General features: G+C 65.3%; 21 protein-coding genes and 1 tRNA gene. 14 read left to right on the top strand and 8 right to left on the bottom strand.

The window, feature by feature from the left end; all coding sequences use genetic code 11:
• The first annotated feature begins 9 nt into the window (after positions 1-9).
• From DPV79_RS37765 to DPV79_RS42350, 3 genes are read left to right on the top strand one after another with little or no spacing between them, the layout of a single operon-like run.
• Positions 10-2,028, top strand: a complete 2,019-nt coding sequence (locus DPV79_RS37765) for a site-specific DNA-methyltransferase (protein WP_059490348.1) — start codon at positions 10-12, stop codon at positions 2,026-2,028.
• Entirely contained in the window at positions 2,028-5,054 is a 3,027-nt protein-coding gene (locus DPV79_RS37760; protein ID WP_113047803.1) for a type III restriction-modification system endonuclease, read from the top strand. The genes DPV79_RS37765 and DPV79_RS37760 overlap by 1 nt, the downstream gene beginning before the upstream one ends.
• Positions 5,055-5,068: 14 nt before the next feature.
• Positions 5,069-5,311 (top strand): hypothetical protein, encoded by a 243-nt coding sequence (locus DPV79_RS42350; protein ID WP_133295764.1) that lies wholly within the window; start codon positions 5,069-5,071, stop codon positions 5,309-5,311.
• 56 nt (positions 5,312-5,367) lie between these two features.
• Here DPV79_RS42350 and DPV79_RS37755 read toward each other — a convergent pair whose 3' ends face one another.
• The 4 genes from DPV79_RS37755 to egtB form a co-directional block, all read right to left on the bottom strand.
• Positions 5,368-5,622 (bottom strand): hypothetical protein, encoded by a 255-nt coding sequence (locus tag DPV79_RS37755; protein WP_113047802.1) that lies wholly within the window; start codon positions 5,620-5,622, stop codon positions 5,368-5,370.
• A 37-nt stretch (positions 5,623-5,659) separates the two neighbouring features.
• Positions 5,660-5,965 (bottom strand): hypothetical protein, encoded by a 306-nt coding sequence (locus DPV79_RS37750; protein WP_027788766.1) that lies wholly within the window; start codon positions 5,963-5,965, stop codon positions 5,660-5,662.
• Between the two features lie 287 nt (positions 5,966-6,252).
• Positions 6,253-7,266 (bottom strand): L-histidine N(alpha)-methyltransferase, encoded by a 1,014-nt coding sequence (gene egtD, locus DPV79_RS37745; RefSeq protein ID WP_059493823.1) that lies wholly within the window; start codon positions 7,264-7,266, stop codon positions 6,253-6,255.
• Positions 7,250-8,473: an ergothioneine biosynthesis protein EgtB gene (gene egtB, locus DPV79_RS37740; protein WP_113047801.1), complete on the bottom strand. Its 1,224-nt coding sequence runs from the start codon at positions 8,471-8,473 to the stop codon at positions 7,250-7,252. Before egtB ends, egtD begins: the two co-directional genes overlap by 17 nt.
• 558 nt (positions 8,474-9,031) lie before the next feature.
• On the opposite strand from egtB, the gene DPV79_RS37735 reads away from it, so the two are divergent.
• Positions 9,032-9,508, top strand: coding sequence for a carboxymuconolactone decarboxylase family protein (locus DPV79_RS37735; protein WP_113047800.1), 477 nt, complete (start codon positions 9,032-9,034; stop codon positions 9,506-9,508).
• Positions 9,508-10,389 (top strand): sigma-70 family RNA polymerase sigma factor, encoded by an 882-nt coding sequence (locus DPV79_RS37730; protein WP_113047799.1) that lies wholly within the window; start codon positions 9,508-9,510, stop codon positions 10,387-10,389. The genes DPV79_RS37735 and DPV79_RS37730 overlap by 1 nt, the downstream gene beginning before the upstream one ends.
• Before the next feature lie 107 nt (positions 10,390-10,496).
• Here DPV79_RS37730 and DPV79_RS37725 read toward each other — a convergent pair whose 3' ends face one another.
• Together DPV79_RS37725 and DPV79_RS37720 are read right to left on the bottom strand one after the other, a co-directional pair.
• Positions 10,497-11,012, bottom strand: a complete 516-nt coding sequence (locus DPV79_RS37725) for a DUF2628 domain-containing protein (RefSeq protein WP_113047798.1) — start codon at positions 11,010-11,012, stop codon at positions 10,497-10,499.
• Between the two features lie 321 nt (positions 11,013-11,333).
• Positions 11,334-11,410: transfer RNA gene (locus tag DPV79_RS37720), tRNA-Val, on the bottom strand.
• Between the two features lie 587 nt (positions 11,411-11,997).
• Between DPV79_RS37720 and DPV79_RS37715 the strand changes: the two genes are divergently transcribed.
• From DPV79_RS37715 to DPV79_RS37685, 7 genes are all read left to right on the top strand, one after another.
• Positions 11,998-12,252, top strand: a complete 255-nt coding sequence (locus DPV79_RS37715) for a hypothetical protein (RefSeq protein ID WP_059650048.1) — start codon at positions 11,998-12,000, stop codon at positions 12,250-12,252.
• Positions 12,253-12,277: 25 nt separating this feature from the next.
• Positions 12,278-12,589 carry an Imm53 family immunity protein gene (locus tag DPV79_RS37710; RefSeq protein ID WP_113047797.1) on the top strand — a complete coding sequence of 104 codons (312 nt, stop codon included), beginning with the start codon at positions 12,278-12,280 and terminating at the stop codon, positions 12,587-12,589.
• Positions 12,586-12,804, top strand: a complete 219-nt coding sequence (locus DPV79_RS37705) for a hypothetical protein (protein ID WP_034195832.1) — start codon at positions 12,586-12,588, stop codon at positions 12,802-12,804. The genes DPV79_RS37710 and DPV79_RS37705 overlap by 4 nt, the downstream gene beginning before the upstream one ends.
• A gap of 107 nt (positions 12,805-12,911) precedes the next feature.
• Complete coding sequence (locus DPV79_RS37700) at positions 12,912-13,520, top strand: hypothetical protein (RefSeq protein WP_165843615.1); 609 nt, start codon at positions 12,912-12,914, stop codon at positions 13,518-13,520.
• 16 nt (positions 13,521-13,536) lie between these two features.
• On the top strand, positions 13,537-14,454 hold the full coding sequence (locus DPV79_RS37695) for an Imm72 family immunity protein (protein WP_244321872.1): 918 nt from the start codon (positions 13,537-13,539) through the stop codon (positions 14,452-14,454).
• Between the two features lie 15 nt (positions 14,455-14,469).
• The gene (locus tag DPV79_RS37690; RefSeq protein ID WP_059620799.1) at positions 14,470-14,787 is read left to right on the top strand and encodes a hypothetical protein; all 318 of its coding nucleotides are present in this window, start codon (positions 14,470-14,472) and stop codon (positions 14,785-14,787) included.
• 751 nt (positions 14,788-15,538) lie between these two features.
• Positions 15,539-16,105 carry a hypothetical protein gene (locus DPV79_RS37685; RefSeq protein ID WP_113047795.1) on the top strand — a complete coding sequence of 189 codons (567 nt, stop codon included), beginning with the start codon at positions 15,539-15,541 and terminating at the stop codon, positions 16,103-16,105.
• A gap of 247 nt (positions 16,106-16,352) precedes the next feature.
• On the opposite strand, the gene DPV79_RS37680 is transcribed toward DPV79_RS37685, so the two are convergent.
• Both DPV79_RS37680 and DPV79_RS37675 read right to left on the bottom strand, forming a co-directional pair.
• The gene (locus DPV79_RS37680; RefSeq protein WP_059591613.1) at positions 16,353-17,111 is read right to left on the bottom strand and encodes an anti-sigma factor family protein; all 759 of its coding nucleotides are present in this window, start codon (positions 17,109-17,111) and stop codon (positions 16,353-16,355) included.
• Positions 17,108-17,629, bottom strand: coding sequence for a sigma-70 family RNA polymerase sigma factor (locus tag DPV79_RS37675; protein WP_059857553.1), 522 nt, complete (start codon positions 17,627-17,629; stop codon positions 17,108-17,110). The genes DPV79_RS37680 and DPV79_RS37675 overlap by 4 nt, the downstream gene beginning before the upstream one ends.
• A 156-nt stretch (positions 17,630-17,785) precedes the next feature.
• Between DPV79_RS37675 and DPV79_RS37670 the strand changes: the two genes are divergently transcribed.
• Entirely contained in the window at positions 17,786-18,880 is a 1,095-nt protein-coding gene (locus DPV79_RS37670) for a catalase family peroxidase (RefSeq protein ID WP_113047794.1), read from the top strand.
• A complete protein-coding gene (locus DPV79_RS37665; protein WP_208866770.1) occupies positions 18,880-19,410 on the top strand; it encodes a cytochrome b in 531 nt (176 codons plus the stop codon). Before DPV79_RS37670 ends, DPV79_RS37665 begins: the two co-directional genes overlap by 1 nt.
• Positions 19,411-19,863: the final 453 nt, after the last annotated feature.

The following is a 19,863-nucleotide window of genomic DNA, read 5'->3' as shown; positions in this document are numbered from 1 at the left end:
CGGGCTCCGATGGAAAAGACGATGCAGAAACTCGATGCGGCCAGCCCGCAGGCGATGTCGACCGATTTCACCGCCGACAACGTCGCGCGCCTGAAGGCGCTGTTCCCCGAACTCGTGACCGAAGGCCCCGGCGGCGCGTCGGTCGACATCGACGTGCTGAAGGCGCTGGTCGGCGATCGCACGGTCGGCGACGCCGAAGAACGCTACGGCTTCCACTGGCATGGCAAGCGCAGCGCGCGCCAGGCCGCGCTCACGCCGTCGACCGGCACGCTGCGGCCCTGCCCCGACGACAGCGTCGCGTGGGACGATACGCGCCATCTCGTGATCGAGGGCGACAACCTCGACGTGATGAAGCTGCTGCACAAGAGTTACGCGGGCAAGGTGAAGCTCGTCTACATCGACCCGCCGTACAACACCGGCAGCGATTTCGTCTATCCGGACGACTTCAGCGACAGCATCCGCCACTACCTGGCGATGACCGGGCAGACCCAGGGCGGCGTGAAGCGCAGCACCAACACCGAGGCGAACGGCCGGTTCCACACCGACTGGCTGAACATGATGTATCCGCGCCTGAAGCTCGCGCACGCGCTGCTGTCCGACGAAGGGCTGATCGCCGTGCACATCGACGAGCACGAAGTGCACGCGCTGGTGCTGATGCTGCGCGAGATCTTCGGCGAGGAGAACGAGCTCGGCGTCGCCGTGTGGGACAAGCGCAACCCGAAGGGCGACGCACGCGGCGTCGCGTACCAGCACGAATCGCTGGTGCTGTTCGCGCGCAACGCCGAGACGCTGCTCGAACGGGCGCCGCTCAAGCGCCCGAAACGCAATGCGCAGCGCATGCTCGATGCCGCGCACGACGCCGTGTACCGCAGCGGCAACGCGAAGGACGCGCAGAAGGCGTACCGCGCGTGGATGAAGGCGCAGACCAACCTGTCCGGCGGCGAGGCGATGTACGACCGGCTGTCGGCCGACGGGCGCGTGTACCGCCTCGTGTCGATGGCCTGGCCGAACAAGAAAAAGGCGCCGGAAGAGTATTTCACGCCGCTGATCCACCCGGTCACCGGCAAGCCGTGCGCGATGCCGGCGCGCGGCTGGCGCAACCCGCCCGCGACGATGCAGGCGCTGATCGAGCGCGGCCAGATCGAGTTCGGCGCGGATGAAACCACGCAGCCGCAGCGGATCTACTACCTCGACGAGAACATGTACGAGAACGTGCCGTCGGTGCTGCCGTTCGCCGGCTCCGACGATGCGCTGCTGAAGACGCTCGGCATCCCGTTCGACCTGCCGAAGCCGGTCGATTTCGCGGCGGCCGTGATCGGCTGGTGCACGCGCGGCGACGACATCGTGCTCGACTGCTTCGCGGGCTCCGGCTCGACCGGCCACGCGGTGATGCAGGTGAACGCGACCGACGGCGGCGCGCGCCGCTACGTGCTCGTGCAGCTGCCCGAGGCGCTCGACCGCCGCGACAAGACGCAGCTGGCGGCCGCCGATTTCTGCGCGAAGCTGAAAAAGCCGCTGACGCTCGCCGAAATCACCAAGGAACGCCTGCGCCGCGCCGCGCAGCAGGTCGCGCGCGATTACCCGGAAAGCTATGGCGACCTCGGTTTCCGCGTGTACCGGCTCGACACGACCAACGTGATCGAGTGGGACCCGCGCCGCGACGACTTCGACCATGCGCTGTTCGCATCCGTCGAGCACGTGAAGACCGGCCGCACCGAAGACGACCTGCTCGCCGAACTGACGCTGAAGCTCGGCCTCGACCTGTGCACGCCGGTCGAGCATCACCAGGTGGCCGGCAAGACCGTGCACCTGATCGGCCGCGCGATCGTCGCGTGCTTCGATGCGCGCATCTCGCGCGACGACGCGGGCCCGCTCGCCGACGGCATCGTCGACCTGCTCGATGCGACCGGCACGACGCACGACGTCACGTGCCTGTTCCGCGACAGCGGTTTCGTCGACGACGTCGCGAAGCTCAATCTCGCCGCGCTGCTCGAACAGCACGGCGTGAAGCGCGTGCGGAGCCTGTGATGCGGCTGCATTTCGAAGCGGATCTCGACTACCAGCGCGAGGCGATCGACGCCGTCTGCGACCTGTTTCGCGGGCAGGAATCGTATCGCGGCGACTTCAGCGTGCTCGCGAACGCCGCGCCCGGCACGACGGCCGCCGCGCAAGGCTCGCTCGGCTTCGCGGTGTCGGAACAGGGCGTCGGCAACCGGCTGTCGCTGACCGACGACGCGCTCGCGCGCAATCTCGCCGACGTGCAGCTGCGCGGCGGGCTGCCGCCGTCCGGCCTGCCCGGCTCGCGCGACTTCACCGTCGAGATGGAGACCGGCACCGGCAAGACCTACGTGTACCTGCGCACGATCTTCGAGCTGAACCGTCGTTACGGCTTCACGAAGTTCGTGATCGTCGTGCCGTCGATCGCGATCAAGGAAGGCGTGCACAAGACGCTTTCCATCACCGAGGATCACTTCCGCGCGCTGTACGCGGGCGTGCCGTACGACTACTTCCTGTACGACTCCGCGAAGCTCGGCCAGGTGCGTCACTTCGCGGCGAGCGCGGCGATCCAGATCATGGTGATGACGGTCGCCGCGATCAACAAGAAGGAAATCAACAACCTCTACAAGGACAGCGAGAAGACCGGCGGCGAGAAGCCGATCGACCTGATCCGCGCGACGCGGCCGATCGTGATCGTCGACGAGCCGCAAAGCGTCGACGGCGGCCTCGAGGGGCGCGGGCGCGAAGCGCTCGCCGCGATGGCGCCGCTCTGCACGCTGCGCTATTCGGCCACGCACGTCGACCGTCACCACATGGTGTACCGGCTCGACGCGGTCGACGCCTACGAACGCAAGCTCGTGAAGCAGATCGAGATCGCGTCGGCGATCGTCGAGGACGCGCACAACAAGCCGTACGTGCGGCTCGTCGGCGTGTCGAACCGGCGCGGCGCGATCAGCGCGCGTGTCGAGCTCGACGTCGCGACGGCGGCCGGCGTGAAGCGCCAGATCGTGACGGCCACCGACGGCGACGATCTCGAACGCCTGACCAAGCGTGCGCTGTACGCGGGGCTGCGGATCGGCGAGGTCCATGCGGTGAAGGGCGCCGAATACGTCGAGCTGCGCCATCCGGAAGGCGAGGCGTTCCTGTCGCTCGGCGAGGCGTTCGGCGACATCGACACGCTCGCCGTGCAGCGCGAGATGATCCGCCGCACGATCCGCGAGCATCTCGACAAGGAACTGCGCCTCGCGGAGCGCGGCGTGAAGGTGCTGTCGCTGTTCTTCGTCGATTCGGTCGAGCGTTATCGCCGCTACGACGAGAACGGCATGCCCGTGAAGGGCGATTACGCGCTGATCTTCGAAGAGGAATATGCGCGTGCGGCGCGCGTGCCGGCCTACCGTGCGCTGTTCGACGGCGTCGACGTGGCGCAGGAAGTCGGGCGCGCGCACAACGGCTACTTCTCGATCGACCGCAAGGGCGGCTGGACCGACACGAGCGAAAGCAGCGCGGCGGCCCGCGAGAACGCCGAACGCGCGTACGGCCTGATCATGCGCGAGAAGGAAGCGCTGCTGTCGTTCGACACGCCGCTGAAGTTCATCTTCTCGCACTCGGCGCTGAAGGAAGGCTGGGACAACCCGAACGTGTTCCAGATCTGCACGCTGCGCGACATCCAGACCGAACGCGAGCGCCGCCAGACGCTCGGCCGCGGGTTGCGCCTCGCCGTCGACCAGGACGGCGAACGCGTGCGCGACCCGGGCGTGAACACGCTCACCGTGATCGCGACCGAGCGCTACGAGTCGTTCGCGGAGAACCTGCAGAAGGAAATCGAGGCCGATACGGGCATTCGTTTCGGGATCGTCGAGGAACACCAGTTCGCAGCGCTGCCCGTACAGGAAGGCGACGCGCCCGCGCATGCGCTCGGCATCGAGCTGTCGCGCGTGCTGTGGAATCATCTGCACGAGCAGGGTTACGTCGATGCGCAGGGCAAGGTGCTCGACCGGCTGAAGGATGCGCTGCGCCAGAGCGCGCTGGTGCTGCCCGAGGCGTTCGAGATGCTGCGCGCGCCGATCGTCGCGACGCTGCGCAAGCTGTCGGGCCGTTTTGCCGTGCGCAACGCTGACGAGCGCCGTGCGATCGCGCTGCGGCGCGATGCGTCGGGCAAGGCCGTCGTGTTCGGCGAGGATTTCCGCGCGTTGTGGGACCGCATCCGTCATCGCACCGTGTACCGCGTCGAGTTCGACAACGCGAAGCTCGTGCGCGACTGCGCGGCCGTGCTGCACGATGCGCCGGACATCGCGCGCGCACGGCTGCAGTGGCGCAAGGCCGAGATCGATATCGGCAAGGCCGGCATCGAGGCGATCGAGGTGGCCGGCGCCGGCACGGTGCTGCTCGACGAAGGCGAGCTGCCGCTGCCCGACCTGCTCACCGAGCTGCAGGACCGCACGCAGCTCACGCGCCGTTCGCTTGCGACGATCCTGGCCGACAGCGGCCGGCTCGACGATTTTCGCGTGAATCCGCAGCAGTTCATCGCGGTCGCGGCCGATGCGATCAACCGCTGCAAGCGGCTCGCGCTCGTCGCGGGCATCGCGTATCGCAAGCTCGGCGAGCGCCATGTGCATGCGCTCGAATCGTTCGAAAGCGAGGCGCTGACGGGTTACCTGCGCAACCTGCGGCCCGACGCGCGGAAGTCGATCCACGAAGCGGTCGTGTGCGAGACGGACGCGGAGCGCGCGTTCGCCGATGCGCTCGAGGCGCACGACGGCGTGAAGCTGTACGCGAAGCTGCCCGCGTGGTTCCGCGTGCAGACACCGCTCGGCAGCTATCACCCCGACTGGGCCGTGCTCGCGGAGCAGGACGGCGGCGAGCGGCTGTACTTCGTCGTCGATACGCCGAATACCGACGGCCATGTGCCGAGCGAGCACGAGCGTGCGAAGCTCGCGTGCGGCGAAGCGCATTTCCGTGCACTGGTGGACGGCGACGGCGCGGCGCGCTTCGTGCGCGTCAGGCAGGCCGATGCGTTGTTCGAACCTGCGGTGCCGCTGGCAGGCGCCGGGCGGTGATACGAAGGGCGGCGATGAGCCGCCCTTTTTTCTGCGTTGGTGAGCGTGCCGGACACGCTCGCGGCGCCTTCTTCACGCGCCGGTTTCTCTTCCGTCATCCGCGTGAAGGCGATCCCTATTCCTGCATGAGTACGACGCGGTTACGGCTGGTTGCAAATCGGGCCGGCACGACGTTTCCGCGCGACGGCGGCAATGCGTTGCCTCGATTAACGATGCGCGCGGTGCGCATTCGTCGGATCGATCCGGGTGTTGCATGAACGGGGAGCGAAGCAGGCGGCGGCGGCGCGTTGGCGCCGCCCCCGTGATGAAGTGCTTACTGCGTGGGCTGCATGCCCTGCGCGGCGGCCTTGTGCTGCGCGGCCTGCTCCTGCGCCTGCTTCTTCGCCATGTGGTGACCGACGATACAGCCGCCGACCGCACCGACGACCGCGTGGTGCCCCGCGTAGTGGCCGGCGACCCCGCCGACCACCGCACCCTTCATGCAGCCCGCCGCATGCGCGCTGCCGATCGTTGCGAGCGCGACGACAGTGGCGGCGGCGCACAGCCTGATGTGACGAATGGGCATCATGTTGTCACTCTCCTCTCGTGGTGATCAGCCGGGCCGCTCAGTCCCAGCGGCCGCCGCGCCAGCCGCCGCGGTCGCGCCACTCGTGCTCGCGCCATTCACGACGGCGCCACTCGTGTTCGCGCCATTCGCGCCGACGCCAGCCATCGTCACGCCAGCCGTCATCGCGGTAGCCGACCGGCGCGTACATGACAGGCGGCGGCGGCGCGACGTAGACCGGTGCGGGCGCCGCGTAGACGCCCGGCACGCCGATGCCGACCGACAGGTCGACGTGGGCCGACGCGACGCCCGAAGCTGCCAGCGCCGCTACACCGAGAACTGCACCGAGAATAAGTTTCTTGCTCATCTCGCGACTCCCTGCACGTGTCGTGCGTCATGTGAATACGGTTCGGAGTCTAGGCACCGGACACAGACACAGGTGAAACGGGTATGCGAGACCAGTAACGGACGTTTACGGATGCCCGCAAAGCCTTGCGGGGCAAGGGAGAGGCCGTGCTCGAAACACCGTTGCGGCGATGCATCGGGCCGGTAAAAAAGGCGTTTCGGCACGAAACCGGGCGATTCGATCGCGCTCGCCGGCGTGCGCGGGAAGCGAACCGCTCGCGCGGTGCGAGCGGTTCGCAACAGCGGGCGTTACGCGCGGATATCGTCGACGCTGCGCAGCCAGTGCACGCTGAACAGGTTGTCCGCGTCGGTCCACACGGTATCGGGCTCGAATCCCGCGCGGCGCGCGATCGCATGGAAGCCGTCGATCGTGAACTTGTGCGAGTTCTCCGTGTGGATGCGCTCGCCGGCTTCGAAGCGGAACGCGTGGCCGCGCACGTGCACCGTCTGCGCGACATCGCTGACGAGATGCATCTCGATGCGCTGCCGCTCGCTGTCGTAGAACGCGTAATGCGAGAACGCGTCGACGTCGAAATCCGCGCCGAGCTCCGCGTTCGCGCGCACCAGCAGGTTCAGGTTGAACCGCGCGGTCACGCCCTGTGCATCGTTGTACGCGTCGTGCAGCGTGCGCGCGTCCTTCACGAGGTCGGCACCGACCAGCAGGCCGCCGCCGCGCAGCAGCCGTGCGGCATCGCGCAGGAATGCGTCGGCCTCTTCCCGCGAGAAATTGCCGATCGTCGAGCCGGGAAAGAAACCGATGCGCCGCGCCGGTGTCGCGGTCAGCGCGGCCAGTTGCTCGGCCTTCGTGTAGTCGGCCGCGAGCGGCGCGACGTCGAGCCACGGATAGGCCGAACGCAGTCGCGCGGCCGCGCCGTGCAGGTAGTCGGCCGAGATGTCGACCGGCACGTAGCGCGCCGGCGCGTTCGCATAGTTGCCCGCGAACGCGTCGAGCAGCACGCGGATCTTCTCGAGCGAGCCGGCGCCGAATTCGACGAGTTCCGCATGCGGGCCGACGCGCCGCACGATCTCGGCCGCGCGGTCGCGCAGGATGCCGAGCTCGGTGCGGGTCGGGTAATACTCGGGCAGCTCGCAAATGCGATCGAACAGCGCGGAGCCGGCCGCATCGTAGAAGTATTTCGGCGGAATGCTGCGCGGCGTGCGCGACAGTCCGTCGATCAGGTCGCGCTCGAACGCGCTCGGCCGCGAATCGCGGGCGGGTTGCTGGCCACCGCTCGTGGCCGTCTGGTCAGACGTCTCGCGCAAGTCGCACTCCCGTGAATTGCCAGCGTGCCGCCGGCGGAAAGAAATTGCGGTACGTCGGCCGTTCGTGCCCCGGCGGCGTCGCGATGCTGCTGCCGCGCAGGACCTGCTGGCCGACCATGAACTTGCCGTTGTATTCGGCGGCGACACCCGCGAGCGGCCGAAAGCCCGGGTACGGCTCGTACGACGAGCGCGTCCATTGCCACACGTGCCCGAGCATCTGCCGGATGCCTTCGGAGGGGAACGCTGCTTCCCATTCGAATTCAGTCGGCAGGCGGGCGCCGGCCCATTCCGCGTACGCAGCCGCTTCATAGAAGCTCACGTGGCACACCGGTGCGTCGGGCGCGAGCGGTTCGATGCCGTGCAGGCCGAACGTGCGACGTACGCGCGTGGCGGCCGCATCGTCGTCGTCGGGCATCCAGTACGCGGGCCCTTGCCACCCTTCCCGCTGCACCGTGGCCCAGCCGTCGGACAGCCAGAACTCGGGGCGGATGTAACCGCCGTCGGCGACGAACGCCGCGAACTCCGCGTTCGTCACGAGGCGGTTCGCGATCTCGTACGGCCGCACGAGCGCCGTATGACGCGGCCGTTCGTTGTCGAACGAGAACGCATCGCCGTCGTGGCCGATCTCGACGAGCCCGCCCGGCTGGTGAAGCCAGTGCAGCGCGCCCGCATCGCCCGCGGCCATCGCGTCCGCGTCCGTCCCGTTGCGCGGCCGGAACGCCGGCTTCAGCGGGTTGCACGAGAACGCGTGCAGCATGTCGGTGACGATCAGTTCCTGGTGCTGCTGCTCGTGATGCAGGCCGAGCACGATCTCGGGCGCGATCGTATCGAGCAGCGCCGCATCGGCACCGGCCAGCGCGCGCAGCATCGCGTCGTCGACGTATTGCCGGTACGCATGCACCTCGTCGAGCGACGGACGCGTGAGCAGCCCGCGCTGCGGCCGCGGATGGCGCGGGCCGAGCGCTTCGTAATAGGAATTGAAGAGGAACTGGAATGCGTCGTCGAACGGCGCGTAGCCGGGCACGCGGCGCATCAGCACGACGGTTTCGAAGAACCAGGTCGTATGCGCGAGATGCCATTTCGTCGGACTCGCGTCGGGCATCGACTGCACGGCCTGGTCTTCGGCGGACAACGTCGCGGTCAACGCGACGCTATGGGTGCGCACGTCCTGGTAACGGCGCTGAAGCTTTGATGCAAGGAGGCTCATCGGTTTACCGTCCACGTCGCGATTCGCTGCGTTGCGTTGCCGGAAAAGGGAAAGCCTTGCGCGTGATGCGCGCGGCTGACGTGCGACCTGCTGCTGCGTCGACGGGCAGCCGGCGCGCGCGCCGGGCCGCGAATGCGGCGTCACTTCATCTGCCCGTGCAGAACAGTATGGTCCAGAAATGTGAATGCTGCGAATCGGGATGCCGGTGAAACGCGAACGAAAGAAAAATGAAAGTGTTGGCCGCGCGCGTGTCGCACGCGTGACACGCCGGGCAGGCCTGCCGGTTCGGGCGTGAACGCCGTGCACGACGCGCTGGGGCGCGCAGGCGGGCTGCTGACACCCCATGACATCCGCGCGGCGATCGTGAGTGCATGCGCCGGGATGCCTGGATTTGTCTGACGAACGTATGCGTGCGCCGCGACCGGCACGGCGATGAACCGCCCCGCCCTTCGTCCGGGTCCGCGGCCAAACGCGCTTCGAAAAAATTTTCAGCCGATGTCACACACGCGGGGGGCTCGCTCGTCATGTCACCGGAACCCACACGAAAGGAGAAGGACCATGACTGCGAAACTCAATCCGTTTGCCGCCGCACCCGCACTGATGAAGAACTGGATGACCGTGTCGGTCGCCGCTGCCGGGAGCCTCGAGCCGACGCTGATCGAGCTCGTCAAGATCCGCGCATCGCAGATCAACGCGTGCGCGAACTGCATTAACATGCACACGGCCGAGGCCCGCGAGCAAGGCGAGACCGAGCAGCGCATCTATCTGCTCGCCGCGTGGCGCGAAGCGCCCTGCTACACCGACCGCGAACGCGCGGCCCTCGGCTGGACCGATGCGCTCACGCGGCTGTCGGAGGGCCACGCCGCACACGAGGCAGCCTACGCGGCGCTGAACGACCACTTCAGCCAGGAGGAACAGGTGAAGCTCACGCTGATGATCAACGTGATCAACGGCTGGAACCGGCTCGCCGTCGGCTTCGGGCTGTGGATCGACCCGGCCGACGCGAAGGCCGACGCCGCGAAGATGGTGGCCTGATGCCGCCTCTCGACCCGGCCAGGGGCAGCGCCGAAGAACGGGCCGACGCGGCGGCGAGCTTCGACCCGCTGCGTCGCACGCTGATCCGCGTCGCGTACCGGATGCTCGGCTCCGTCGCGGATGCCGAGGACATGGTGCAGGACGCGTTCATCCGCTGGATGGACGTCGACCGTACCGAGGTGCGCGTGCCCGAGGCGTTCCTGCGCCGCATGGTGATGCGCATGTGCCTCGACCAGCTGAAGTCCGCGCCGCACCAGCGCGAGACCTATATCGGCCCGTGGCTGCCCGAGCCGGTGGTCGACGAAGACGAACAGGAAGACGTCACGCTGCCGCTGCTGCTCGCGCTCGAACGGCTCTCGCCGCTCGAACGCGCGGCGTTCCTGCTGCACGACGTGTTCGGCCTCGAGTTCGACGAAGTGGCCACGACGATCCAGCGCGACCCGGCCGCGTGTCGGCAGCTCGCCGCACGGGCCCGCACGCATGTGCGCGAGGCGCGGCCGCGCTTCCATGTCGAGAAACAGCGCGGGATCGAATTGGCGGAAGCGTTTTTTGCCGCGTCACGCAGCGGCGACATGCGCACGCTCGGCGCGATGCTCGCCGAGGACGTGAGCCTGCATTCGGACGGTGGCGGCAAGCGCTCGGCGGCGGGCAAGCCGGTGTTCGGCTTCGAACGCGTGATGAAGGTGCACGAGTATCTGGCCGAGCTGTTTGCGACACATGCATCGAAGCTCGTGCGTGCCGGGTTCATCAACGGGCTGCCGGGTTTCGTCACGCTGGAATCCGATGGCGAGCTGCAGACCACGGCGCTCGAGATCGAGGACGGCAAGATCGTCGCGATCTATGTCGTGCGCAATCCTGACAAGTTGAAGCATCTGCACTGAGGGTGGCGGAGTCGCGCATCGGGTGCCGTGGACATCCACGGCCGCGATGCGCGCTGTTCACCGTCCTGCCGCCCTGCTTTACCGGCCGCCGGTTCGTGCTCGTGCAATCAATACGTGCCGACCACGAGGTTGCGGATCACGATCATCAGGAAGCCGAGCAACGGCGTCGCGATCGCGAAACCGGTCGCCGCGAGCCAGTTCGTGCCGCCCTGCGCTTCCAGCAACGCGAGAAACGATTCGCGCGACGCCGCATTCGGGCGCAGCTTGTCGATCCGGCGCTCGACGTGCGCCTTGTAGAGGCCGTTCCCGTACCAGCCGAGCGACACCGCGATCCCGATCGTGACCGGGTCGAGCGTGCTCGATTCGAAGTATTTCGGGAAGAACAGCAGCTCGACCAGCGTGATCGCGAGCGACGCGCCAAGGACGGCCGCCGCTTGCCAGTACATGCATCGATATGCCATCCAGACCGGGCCCAGGAAACAGGCTGCCCAGTTCCACGACTGCCGGTTCTTGCGCGACGCGGCGATCGTCCATTTCCGCTCGAACCAGGCAGCCTTCTTGCCGACATAAGCGGCGATTTCGTCGTTGCTCGCGGACGATGCGGCGGTCGTGACGTCGGACATGGTCGGGTGCTCTCAGTCGCGCGGGTCGCGCGTTGTTGTTTTGATGTGGTCGGATGCGGTGAAAGTCGAACGGCGCAGCCGCTTCGGTCGCACACGATTCTACCTGCCGTGCAGCGCAGGTCGCAGCGTCACGGGCCAGGATGTCGGTGGAGATGCGATGCCGTGGATCGCGCAACGCATCGGGGCGACATGCGTCGTTTCGCGTTGTTTCGGCCGGAAAAAGAAAAACGCCACGCGAGGTTGCCGCGTGGCGTTTGTATGTTTGGCGAGCCGCGTTGCCTGTAGGCAATTTGCGCTGCCGGACCCCTTCATTTTGTTCGTTGGTAGGCTCGATTGGATTCGAACCAACGACCCCCACCATGTCAAGGTGGTGCTCTAACCAACTGAGCTACGAGCCTAAGAAGCCGCGAATTATAGAGAGGGTTTTTGAGGAGCACAAGCCCCTTCGTGAAAATTTTTTGAATCGCGGTGCGAAGGGCCCGACGATCGATGTTGCCTCGCGATGCCGGGAGCGTTGGCTTCACCGCTTCGAATCACAGCAAAACGCGTCGATGTGCTGTGAGGTTATCCACATTCCCCTCTGGATAACCGTCCGGCAAGCCTCTGGATTCACAGTGGAACGATTGAGGATATGTCGGCGAGTCTGTGAATCGACGAAAAGTTGTTCTGTGCTGCGCGGAGCTGTTCACGTGCGACACCCATGGTTATGCATCTCGCTTCGTGCTGAAAATTCAGTGTGTTACGGAGGTTATCCACTGTGAGGCACAGCGCTTGTTAACTATCACTACGTATATATACGAACCCTGTTAACACCTTTGGATAAGCACAGTCCGTCGACTGTGATCCGCCCGGGATATGCACTGCGTGCGGCGAACAGAAGAACGAATCGGGAAGCTGTGAAGCGCGCGGGTGATGGGCGGACCCTTATGTCTGTAGAATCGCCGGCATCCAGGATGCAAAGGCCCGTCGAACAGGCTCACGACACATGACCGATTCTTCGTTGCCCAGGCTCGACACGCTCGATATCGACACAGTCGTGCATCGAATGCAGCAACATCCGGGCGACATCGTGTTCGAGCAACGCGTGTCGATCCCGGAAGCCGACGTCCTGTGCTGCCGCTACAAAGGCGAGCGATTCAACGTGAAGTTCGATCTCGGCTACGGGGTATTTGTCGATCGCGTCGGAAAGCTGTCTCGCCAAGACATCGAAGACATCATCAGATGGCTCGCAACGATGTGAACCGGATGACGGGAGGCACAGGCACATGATCGATTCCTTGACTACGCTGCAGCGCTGGTACGAATCGTGTTGCGATGGCGTCTGGGAACACGCGCACGGCATCGAGGTCGTCACGCTGGACAATCCGGGATGGAAGGTGAAGCTCGACGGCGCAACGTCTGGCAAGGTGATCGATCTGTCGATCGAGCGCAACGAGTCGGACTGGATATCCGTGCGTGCGACCAGCGCTGAATTCGCCGGCTACGGCGGCCCGGGCAATTTGCCGGAGCTCCTCTTGCTCGCGGTCGAGTGGATTGACTGGCGCGCGACGAACGACGAAGGACGAAGCGATCGATGAAGGCACCTGTCGACGAAATGCTGGTGACGGAGATTGCCGGCCGTGTTGCGGTTGTCGTGACCGAGGTGGTCGCCGTCGCCGATGGGCTGGCACGATTGGGCTTCGCTCGGCAATCCGGTCGCGGGAATGTGCGATCGCTCGATGTCTTTCATGGCGCGACGAAACCGAAGAAAGAACAGGGCGACGCAAGCGGCGCTCGCAACTGGAGTGAGTAATGGGACCGATCGTTTGCCATCGACACGGACGCGCTTCCACGGCGACAACATCGAAGGGTGTGGACGCACGCATCAGGTTGCGCGGGCAGTGTGTGCCCGGTGAACTCGTGAAGGTCTCGCTCGACCGGCCGAGATACAGCCGGGAGATGTGGATGTTGCGCGCCGAGCTCGACGAGCACGAGGTCGATGCGATCTTCGTCGACCAGGTCGCGCACGTGAAGGCATTTCCGAAGATCGCGGCATTGGAGCGCTTGCGCGCGTATGTCTGTCTGGCGTGTCTGGACGAACTGCTCGTGCGTTCCGGCGAGGTGCCTCATCAACCGACGACGAAAGAGCAGGCGTTCGATACGTCCGTCGTCGCGGCGAATGCAAAGTGGCCGAGCGATTTCGCGCGATGCGAACTTCACGGGCTGATCCGGCCGACGCGGTCGTCGCCGGATATCGAAACGGCGATTCTCACGATCGATGTGATCCGTGATTGTCACGTCGTGCGGGTGATCGATGCCCGTGTGAAGCACGAGCCCAAGTATTGGTTCGACGAAGCGTTTTTGCGCAAGGTGCTCGGGCCGGATATCGACATCGTCGATTCGACGTTCCGGATCGACGATCCGGCCATGTTCGTGCGGCTGCGGGACGCCGGTGAGTATGTGTGTCCGGTGTGCCTGCGGGAGGTGTTGAAACGCAGCGGCCTGGGCGATGACGCTGCGCCAGCGTGAACGCAAAGGAGAGGGCATGACGGGCAGGCAACCGGCGCCGTTTGCGATCGAGCACGACGACATGACGGACGACGCTACCCGGCGCAAGATTTTCTGGCTGCTGCAACGCCTGACGAGCCTGTCGCTCTGGACGCGCAAGCGCGAGGCATTCGAGCGCTTTGCGAACGCGTACGAGCATGCAGTGAACACGTGGCCCGATGGTGATCCGGAGGCCATCCAGCGCACCCACTTTCCGATCATCGCCGACATTCTCGCGACTTATGATCGAGGGCTGACCGAGCTGGCCCGAGGGAACCGGATTGGCTGGCGGAGCGGTGGCCCGTTCAAGCACGTGTACCGGCAATACCATCTTCTGGACGCGTATTTCTACCCGAATCCCGATTACTGGGATCGCGGTGGGCAGGTTGCCCCATACCCGCCGAAGATCGACGCGCTGGCCCGGCTGCTGCACGCATCGGAATACCAGATGGAGTCTGCGCCGTTCGATTCGGACGATCGATTCGGCAACCTCGCGCGTCTGCGCTCGGCAAGACAGCTGTTGTCCCCGGATGCCCATGAGCGCAACTTCCACACGCTTCCGTATCCGGTGTTTCCGGAGGAACTGCCCGCGGTTCCAGAAGCGGTGGGCCCGATCATCTGGACCAGCCGGAAAGTGCCTTGCGACGGCATCTGGGAGCCTGTCGTCGTCAAGTGGTCGAGGCGGCCGGGCCTCGTGCCGATCGTCATGCCCGGCTTGCGTAATGGAGGTTGCTTCAATTATTTCGTTCGGGGCACGCGTGCGCCGAACATCACGGACGATTTCCCGGGATTGTTCATCCCGACGTGCTGGCGATTGCTGTGGGAAGACCGGCGTTACGTGAACGGCGTCATTCCCGACGAATCGCAGTATTTCCTCGAGCCGCGGCAAGCGCCGCAGACGAGCCCGAACCCGTGATATCCGGAGAACACCATGAGCAAGCTGAATTTCGGCGAAGTCGATCGATGTTCCGTCCGGCTCAATACCGCGATGCTGCTCGGTCTGAAAGCCGCCTATGACGACTTCGCGAAGACCGGGCAGGATTTGCACAACTTCGAGATCTGGATCACGGACGAAAGTGCCGCGACGGTCGATCCGAAACCGGACGACCACGTCATCGGCGTGACGTTTCTGGCGAAGATGCCTCCCGGCATGCGCGGGCTCGGCAATGCAAGCCCGCTCGGGACGTCGATGAAATATGTCATCTCCCCGGAGACAGGCGAGATTCTCAAGGTTTATCTGACCAAGTGACCTGGGCGGCGGTGAGGGTGGTCAGCCTTCGTATGTGGGTAACTGCGGCGCAAACGACGTGAAACGCTGTGCGAGCAACAGGTGAGCATGCGCTCGGATCGCAAGCGGGGGGCTGATCCCGACGAATTCTGACCGTGACGAGCCGATCCGGATACGTGAGCCCGCGACTGAGCGCAGAAATGCCGGCTCCACGATGCGAGCGCGGGGGAATGTGCATCACGTTCGTGCGCTTGCCGACGTGCCGCATGTGGACAACCCGCACGCCCAGCCAGTCGAATCGCTGTGCCTCGGACAGGTGAGCGCCATGCACTCGACCATGTGAAACAGCCCGAATGCCTTGCTGGACAGGGATTGTCCGGAATGGAGCAGGTGATGGGGAGAATGTTCGCGCGATCCGCCGTGACTGAGTGCCGTGTGGATATCGAGCAGCCAGGACACTCGAAATCCTGTGCATTCAGCGGGTGAGGGTACGCGAATGCGGTGAGGATGTTTGCGTCACCTCTCGGGTTGTGGATATCACGCTTCCACGCAACTCGAAACACTGTGCAGACCCAAGGTGAGCGAACCTAACGATATCAGCATGTAGCGTCACCACGATCAAGCTGACTGGCCTCCACGATTCCCGGTGCGGTTCGGACACCGACTCGACTGGCGTCGCGAGAGAAGGCGGCATATACCAGGACAAAGTCGCACGGCGAGGACGATCGTTCGCTATGCTGCCGGTGACAACGCACCTATCCATCGGATACACATGAGCGCAACTGCAACTGCACGGATCATTCTCAAAGCCATGCTGAGCATTCCCATTGCTTTTGGGCTCGCCTATCCCCTTGTCCATCCTTCAGAAGAAGGTGGCGTTCTCGGCGAAATGGAGAGGCTTGGGACAATCGGCGGCATCGTCGTCATCACGGTTTTCCTGGCTCTGGTCTATGCGTACGCGAGCGACCTGAGGACTACCCTGAAATCGGTCAACCAAGGATCGCGTGCGGCCGAACCCAACAGCGTCTGGCTCATGTTCCTCTTGCCGTACAACTTCATCGAGGACTTCTTCATTATTTCCAACGTTGCGAAGTCCCTGGAAGCGGAGTCTCGTATCAATCCGGCGCTGTCGGGTCTGCGCTCGTTCGGCCGGATCAGTGGCATCGGGTGGTGTCTTGCGCAGGTTGTTTCGTTGATACCCGATACCCTTGGCTCCATCGCCGGTGGCGTTGCAGTTTTCCTCTGGGTTTGGCACTGGGTGTTCGTGCGTCGAGCGAACAAGATGCTTGCCGGCAGCCAGGTCTCGGTGGCGACTCTACCTGGACGGACAGGATCGTAGCCATCCTTGGAAGCCGGATCGCTTACCCGTGATCGATGTGGACATCCTGTTCCGCAGCGACTCGAAACCCTGTGATTCCAAAGGTGAGGGCACCGGAGCGGCTTCGATGTGCATAACAGCCAGGGAAAGTCAGTCGAAACACTGTGCAAGCGAGTGGTGAGCGTGCGCCCGTTCAAGCCCGCCGGGCCGCGCCACAAAAGGCGCTGGCGGCCACCCCCGACCGCCGACCGGGCGCGCATCGCACCACTCAAGTCTGCTGATCGAGCGCCTGCGCGACCGCTTTCTCCGCGAGACTCCCGGCCGGCCCGACCACCGCATAGTTGAGCCCGTTCACCGACCCGTACCGCGCGAGCAACGCGCCATCCACACGTTGCCCGGCCGGCAGCAGACGATGTTTCGATTCCGCCGGCCGCAGATAGAAGCTGAGCGTCCGCCCGGCCTCGTCCTCGTAGAGCACCATCGCAGCAGTAGCTCCGCTGTCGGTCGTGAACAGCCGTCCGCCGACCGGCCTGAACCCCGCCGCGCTCAGATCCGGCAGCCTTGCCGATGCCCCCACTCGCCGGGTGAGCCACCCCTGCAAATCTCCCGCACCCGTCGGCCGGTAATCGACCTTGGCCGTCTGATCGACCACCATCATCCGGTAGGCCTCGACCGCATCGCTCATCGGCGCGATGGGCGGCGCCGCGTTCCATCCACGCGCCTGCCATCCGCCGAATGTCCCCAGCCCGACGCAGAACACGAACGAAGCCGCGATCGCGAACCGCATCCGCGTGCGCTCCGCCTGCCTGCCGCGAATGGCGGCAGGATCCAGCGCAAGGTTATCCGCCGGCATCCGCACGCTTTCCAGCGCGGCCCGCAACCGCTGCGCATCCTGCTGCCATTGCTTCACCTGTTCCGCGCGCTCCGGATGCAGCGCGAGATAACGCTCGACCGCGGCGCGCGCATCGTCGTCGAGCTGGCCGTCGACGTAGGCCTGGAGGTCGTGTTCGTTCGGAGGCGTGTTCATTTCGTCATCAATCGCAAAGAAGGAGCAGGAAGCTCGCCGTCGCTGAGCTGGCGCAGCGCCTGGCGCGCGCGAGAGAGCCGCGACATCACGGTGCCGATCGGCACCTCGAGCAGGTCGGCGACTTCCTGATAGGTGAAGCCCTCGACCGCGACGAGCAGCAGCAGGCTGCGCTGCTCGTCGGAGAGCCGGCCGAACGCTTCGAGCGTCGCGCGCGCCGCGAATTCACGTTCGGCGGACGGCCAGTGCGCTTCGTCGTCGTCGCGGATGCGCCCGAGCAGCCACGCGTAGCGCTTCGCGCTGCGTTTGCCGTCGAGAAACTGCCGGTACAGGATCGTGAAGAGCCAGCTGCGCAGCGACGCGTCGTCGCGACGGCTCGTCCAGCGCGACAACGCGCGCTCGAGCGTCGACTGGACGAGATCGTCGGCCGCGTGGACGTCACGCGCGAGCCAGAGCGCGAAGCGTCGCAGCCTGGGGATGAGTTCGCGCAATGCGTCGTCGTCGAGGGCGGTGGAGGGCATGGCCGGGCCGGTTGCCGAATGGGTAGAGATGCCGCGTAAGACGCTGGTGGGCGCCGCTTATTCCACCAGCATAGGAAAAAAATTATCGTGGAATAAAGCGGCGCGGGTGGCGTCCTACGCGGGTTCGACAATGACCTGATGGTCGGGAGCACATTCATGGAGCGATCTTCTTCCTCTTCTTCGCCGCAGCGCGAGCCTGGGCGCGGGTGGTGGCGCTGGGCCGCGATCGGCGGCGCGGTGGCCGGCGTGGCCGTGGCGTTCGGCTACGCGGGCGGCTGGCTTGCGCCGGCGCGTCTGACCCCGCACCGGATCGTCGACGCATTGCAGACGGCCGGCGGCGGCATTCACCCGGGCTTCCGGCGCAATCACGCGAAGGGCGTGTGCGTGACCGGTTACTTCGAAGGCAACGGCGCCGCGAGCGCGTATTCGGTCGCGCCGTTCTTCAAGGCGGTGCGCACGCCGGTGGTCGGGCGCTTCGCGTTGCCGGGCGGGAACCCGTACGCGCCCGACAGCAGCGTGCCGATCCGCAGCCTCGCGCTGAAGCTCACCGCGCCCGATGGCGAGCAATGGCGAACCGGGATGAACGCGATGCCCGTGTTTCCGGTGGCGACGCCGCAGGCGTTCTACGCGCAATTGATGGCGACCCGGCCCGATCCGAAGACGGGCAAGCCCGACCCGGCGAAGGTAAAGGCGTTTTTCGGCGCGCACCCGGAGGCGGGTGCGTTCCTGCAATGGGTGAAGGGTGCGAAGCCGAGCGCGAGCTACGTCACCGAAAGCTATTACGGATTGAACGCGTTCTACTTCGTCGACGCGGCCGGCAAGCGCCAGGCGGTGCGGTGGCGCGTCGTGCCGGAGCAGACGGCCGGCGCCGGCGACGTCGCGACGGCGGCGGACCCGAACGTGTTGCAGCAGGACGTGACGCAGCGCATCGCGGCGGGTGCGCAGAAGTGGAAGCTGCTGGTCACGTTGGCGGAGCCCGGCGATCCGGTGGACGACGCCACGAAGGTCTGGCCCGCGCAGCGCACGACGATCGACGCGGGCACGCTCGTGCTCGACCGCGTGGATGCGCAGGACAGCGGGCCGTGCCGGGATGTGAATTACGACCCGACGGTGCTGCCGCAGGGGATCCAGGTGTCGGGGGATCCGTTGCTGGCGGCGCGCTCGGCTGCCTATGCGGATTCGTATCTGCGCAGGACGAGTGAAGAGGCCGGCGTGGCGGGCGTGGCCAGGTTGAGTTCGGAGGGACGGTGATGAAGACTTCTGCGACGTTTGGTTTGCCCGCGAGGGTGCTGCACTGGGTGATGGCCGCGATGATTCTCGCGATGCTGTTCATCGGGGTGGGGATGGTGGCGTCCGTTTCCGGGCGGCACGAGGTTCTGGTGGCGATTCACAAGCCGCTGGGTGTGGCCGTGCTGGTGCTGGTGTGCGTGCGGATCGTGGTGCGGGTGTTGTCGAAGCCGCCGGCGTTACCCGAGGATCTGCCGTGGTGGCAGAAGGTGGCCGCGCACGGATCGCATCTCGTGCTGTATGCGCTGATGGTCGCGATGCCGCTGATCGGGTGGGCGATGCTGTCGGCGGGCGGGTATCCGGTGACGTTGGGCGGCGGCGTGCAGCTGCCGGCGCTGGTGTCGGCTGATCCGGTGACGTTCGCCTGGCTGAGGGTCGCGCATCGTGTGCTGGCGTATCTGTTCTTCTTGACGTTCCTCGCGCACTTTGCGGCGGCGCTGTATCACGGACTGATCCGGCGGGACGGCGTGGTGAGGGCGATGGTCGGGCGGTAACCGACGGGAAGGTCGAGTTCGCGGCGGCGGGGCTGGACACGGGCGACCGGGGCAGCTCTTGCCGTGCCGCTTATATATGGCCACTCGGGCAGGCTCGGCTGCGCCCGGCATAGCATGTCAAAAATATTTCACGAAAGGGGTTGCGGAGACTGGGGCAGGTGCTTAGAATCACGCCTCTTTCGCGCTAACGGAAACGCAGCGCGGGGGAAGAAGGGAAGCGGTGCTGTAGAAGTTGGTTTTAGCAACTCCAGTGCATACGAAATTAAACCGCAGTCGTCACAACGAAGTAGTTAAAAAAGTTGTTGACGAGTTTTAAAAAACGGTTAATAATCTCGCTTCTCTGCTGCTGAAAACGCAGCGCTGCTGAGAAACACGAAGTTCCTCGCAGATTGCTCTTTAAAAATTAACAGCCGATAAGTGTGGGCGCTTGATGAAAGCGAGCTGATCCTCGGA

It is taken from the genome of Burkholderia reimsis (assembly GCF_003294055.1).
Taxonomy (GTDB): domain Bacteria; phylum Pseudomonadota; class Gammaproteobacteria; order Burkholderiales; family Burkholderiaceae; genus Burkholderia; species Burkholderia cepacia.
This window is presented reverse-complemented; position numbering and strand designations above follow the sequence as displayed.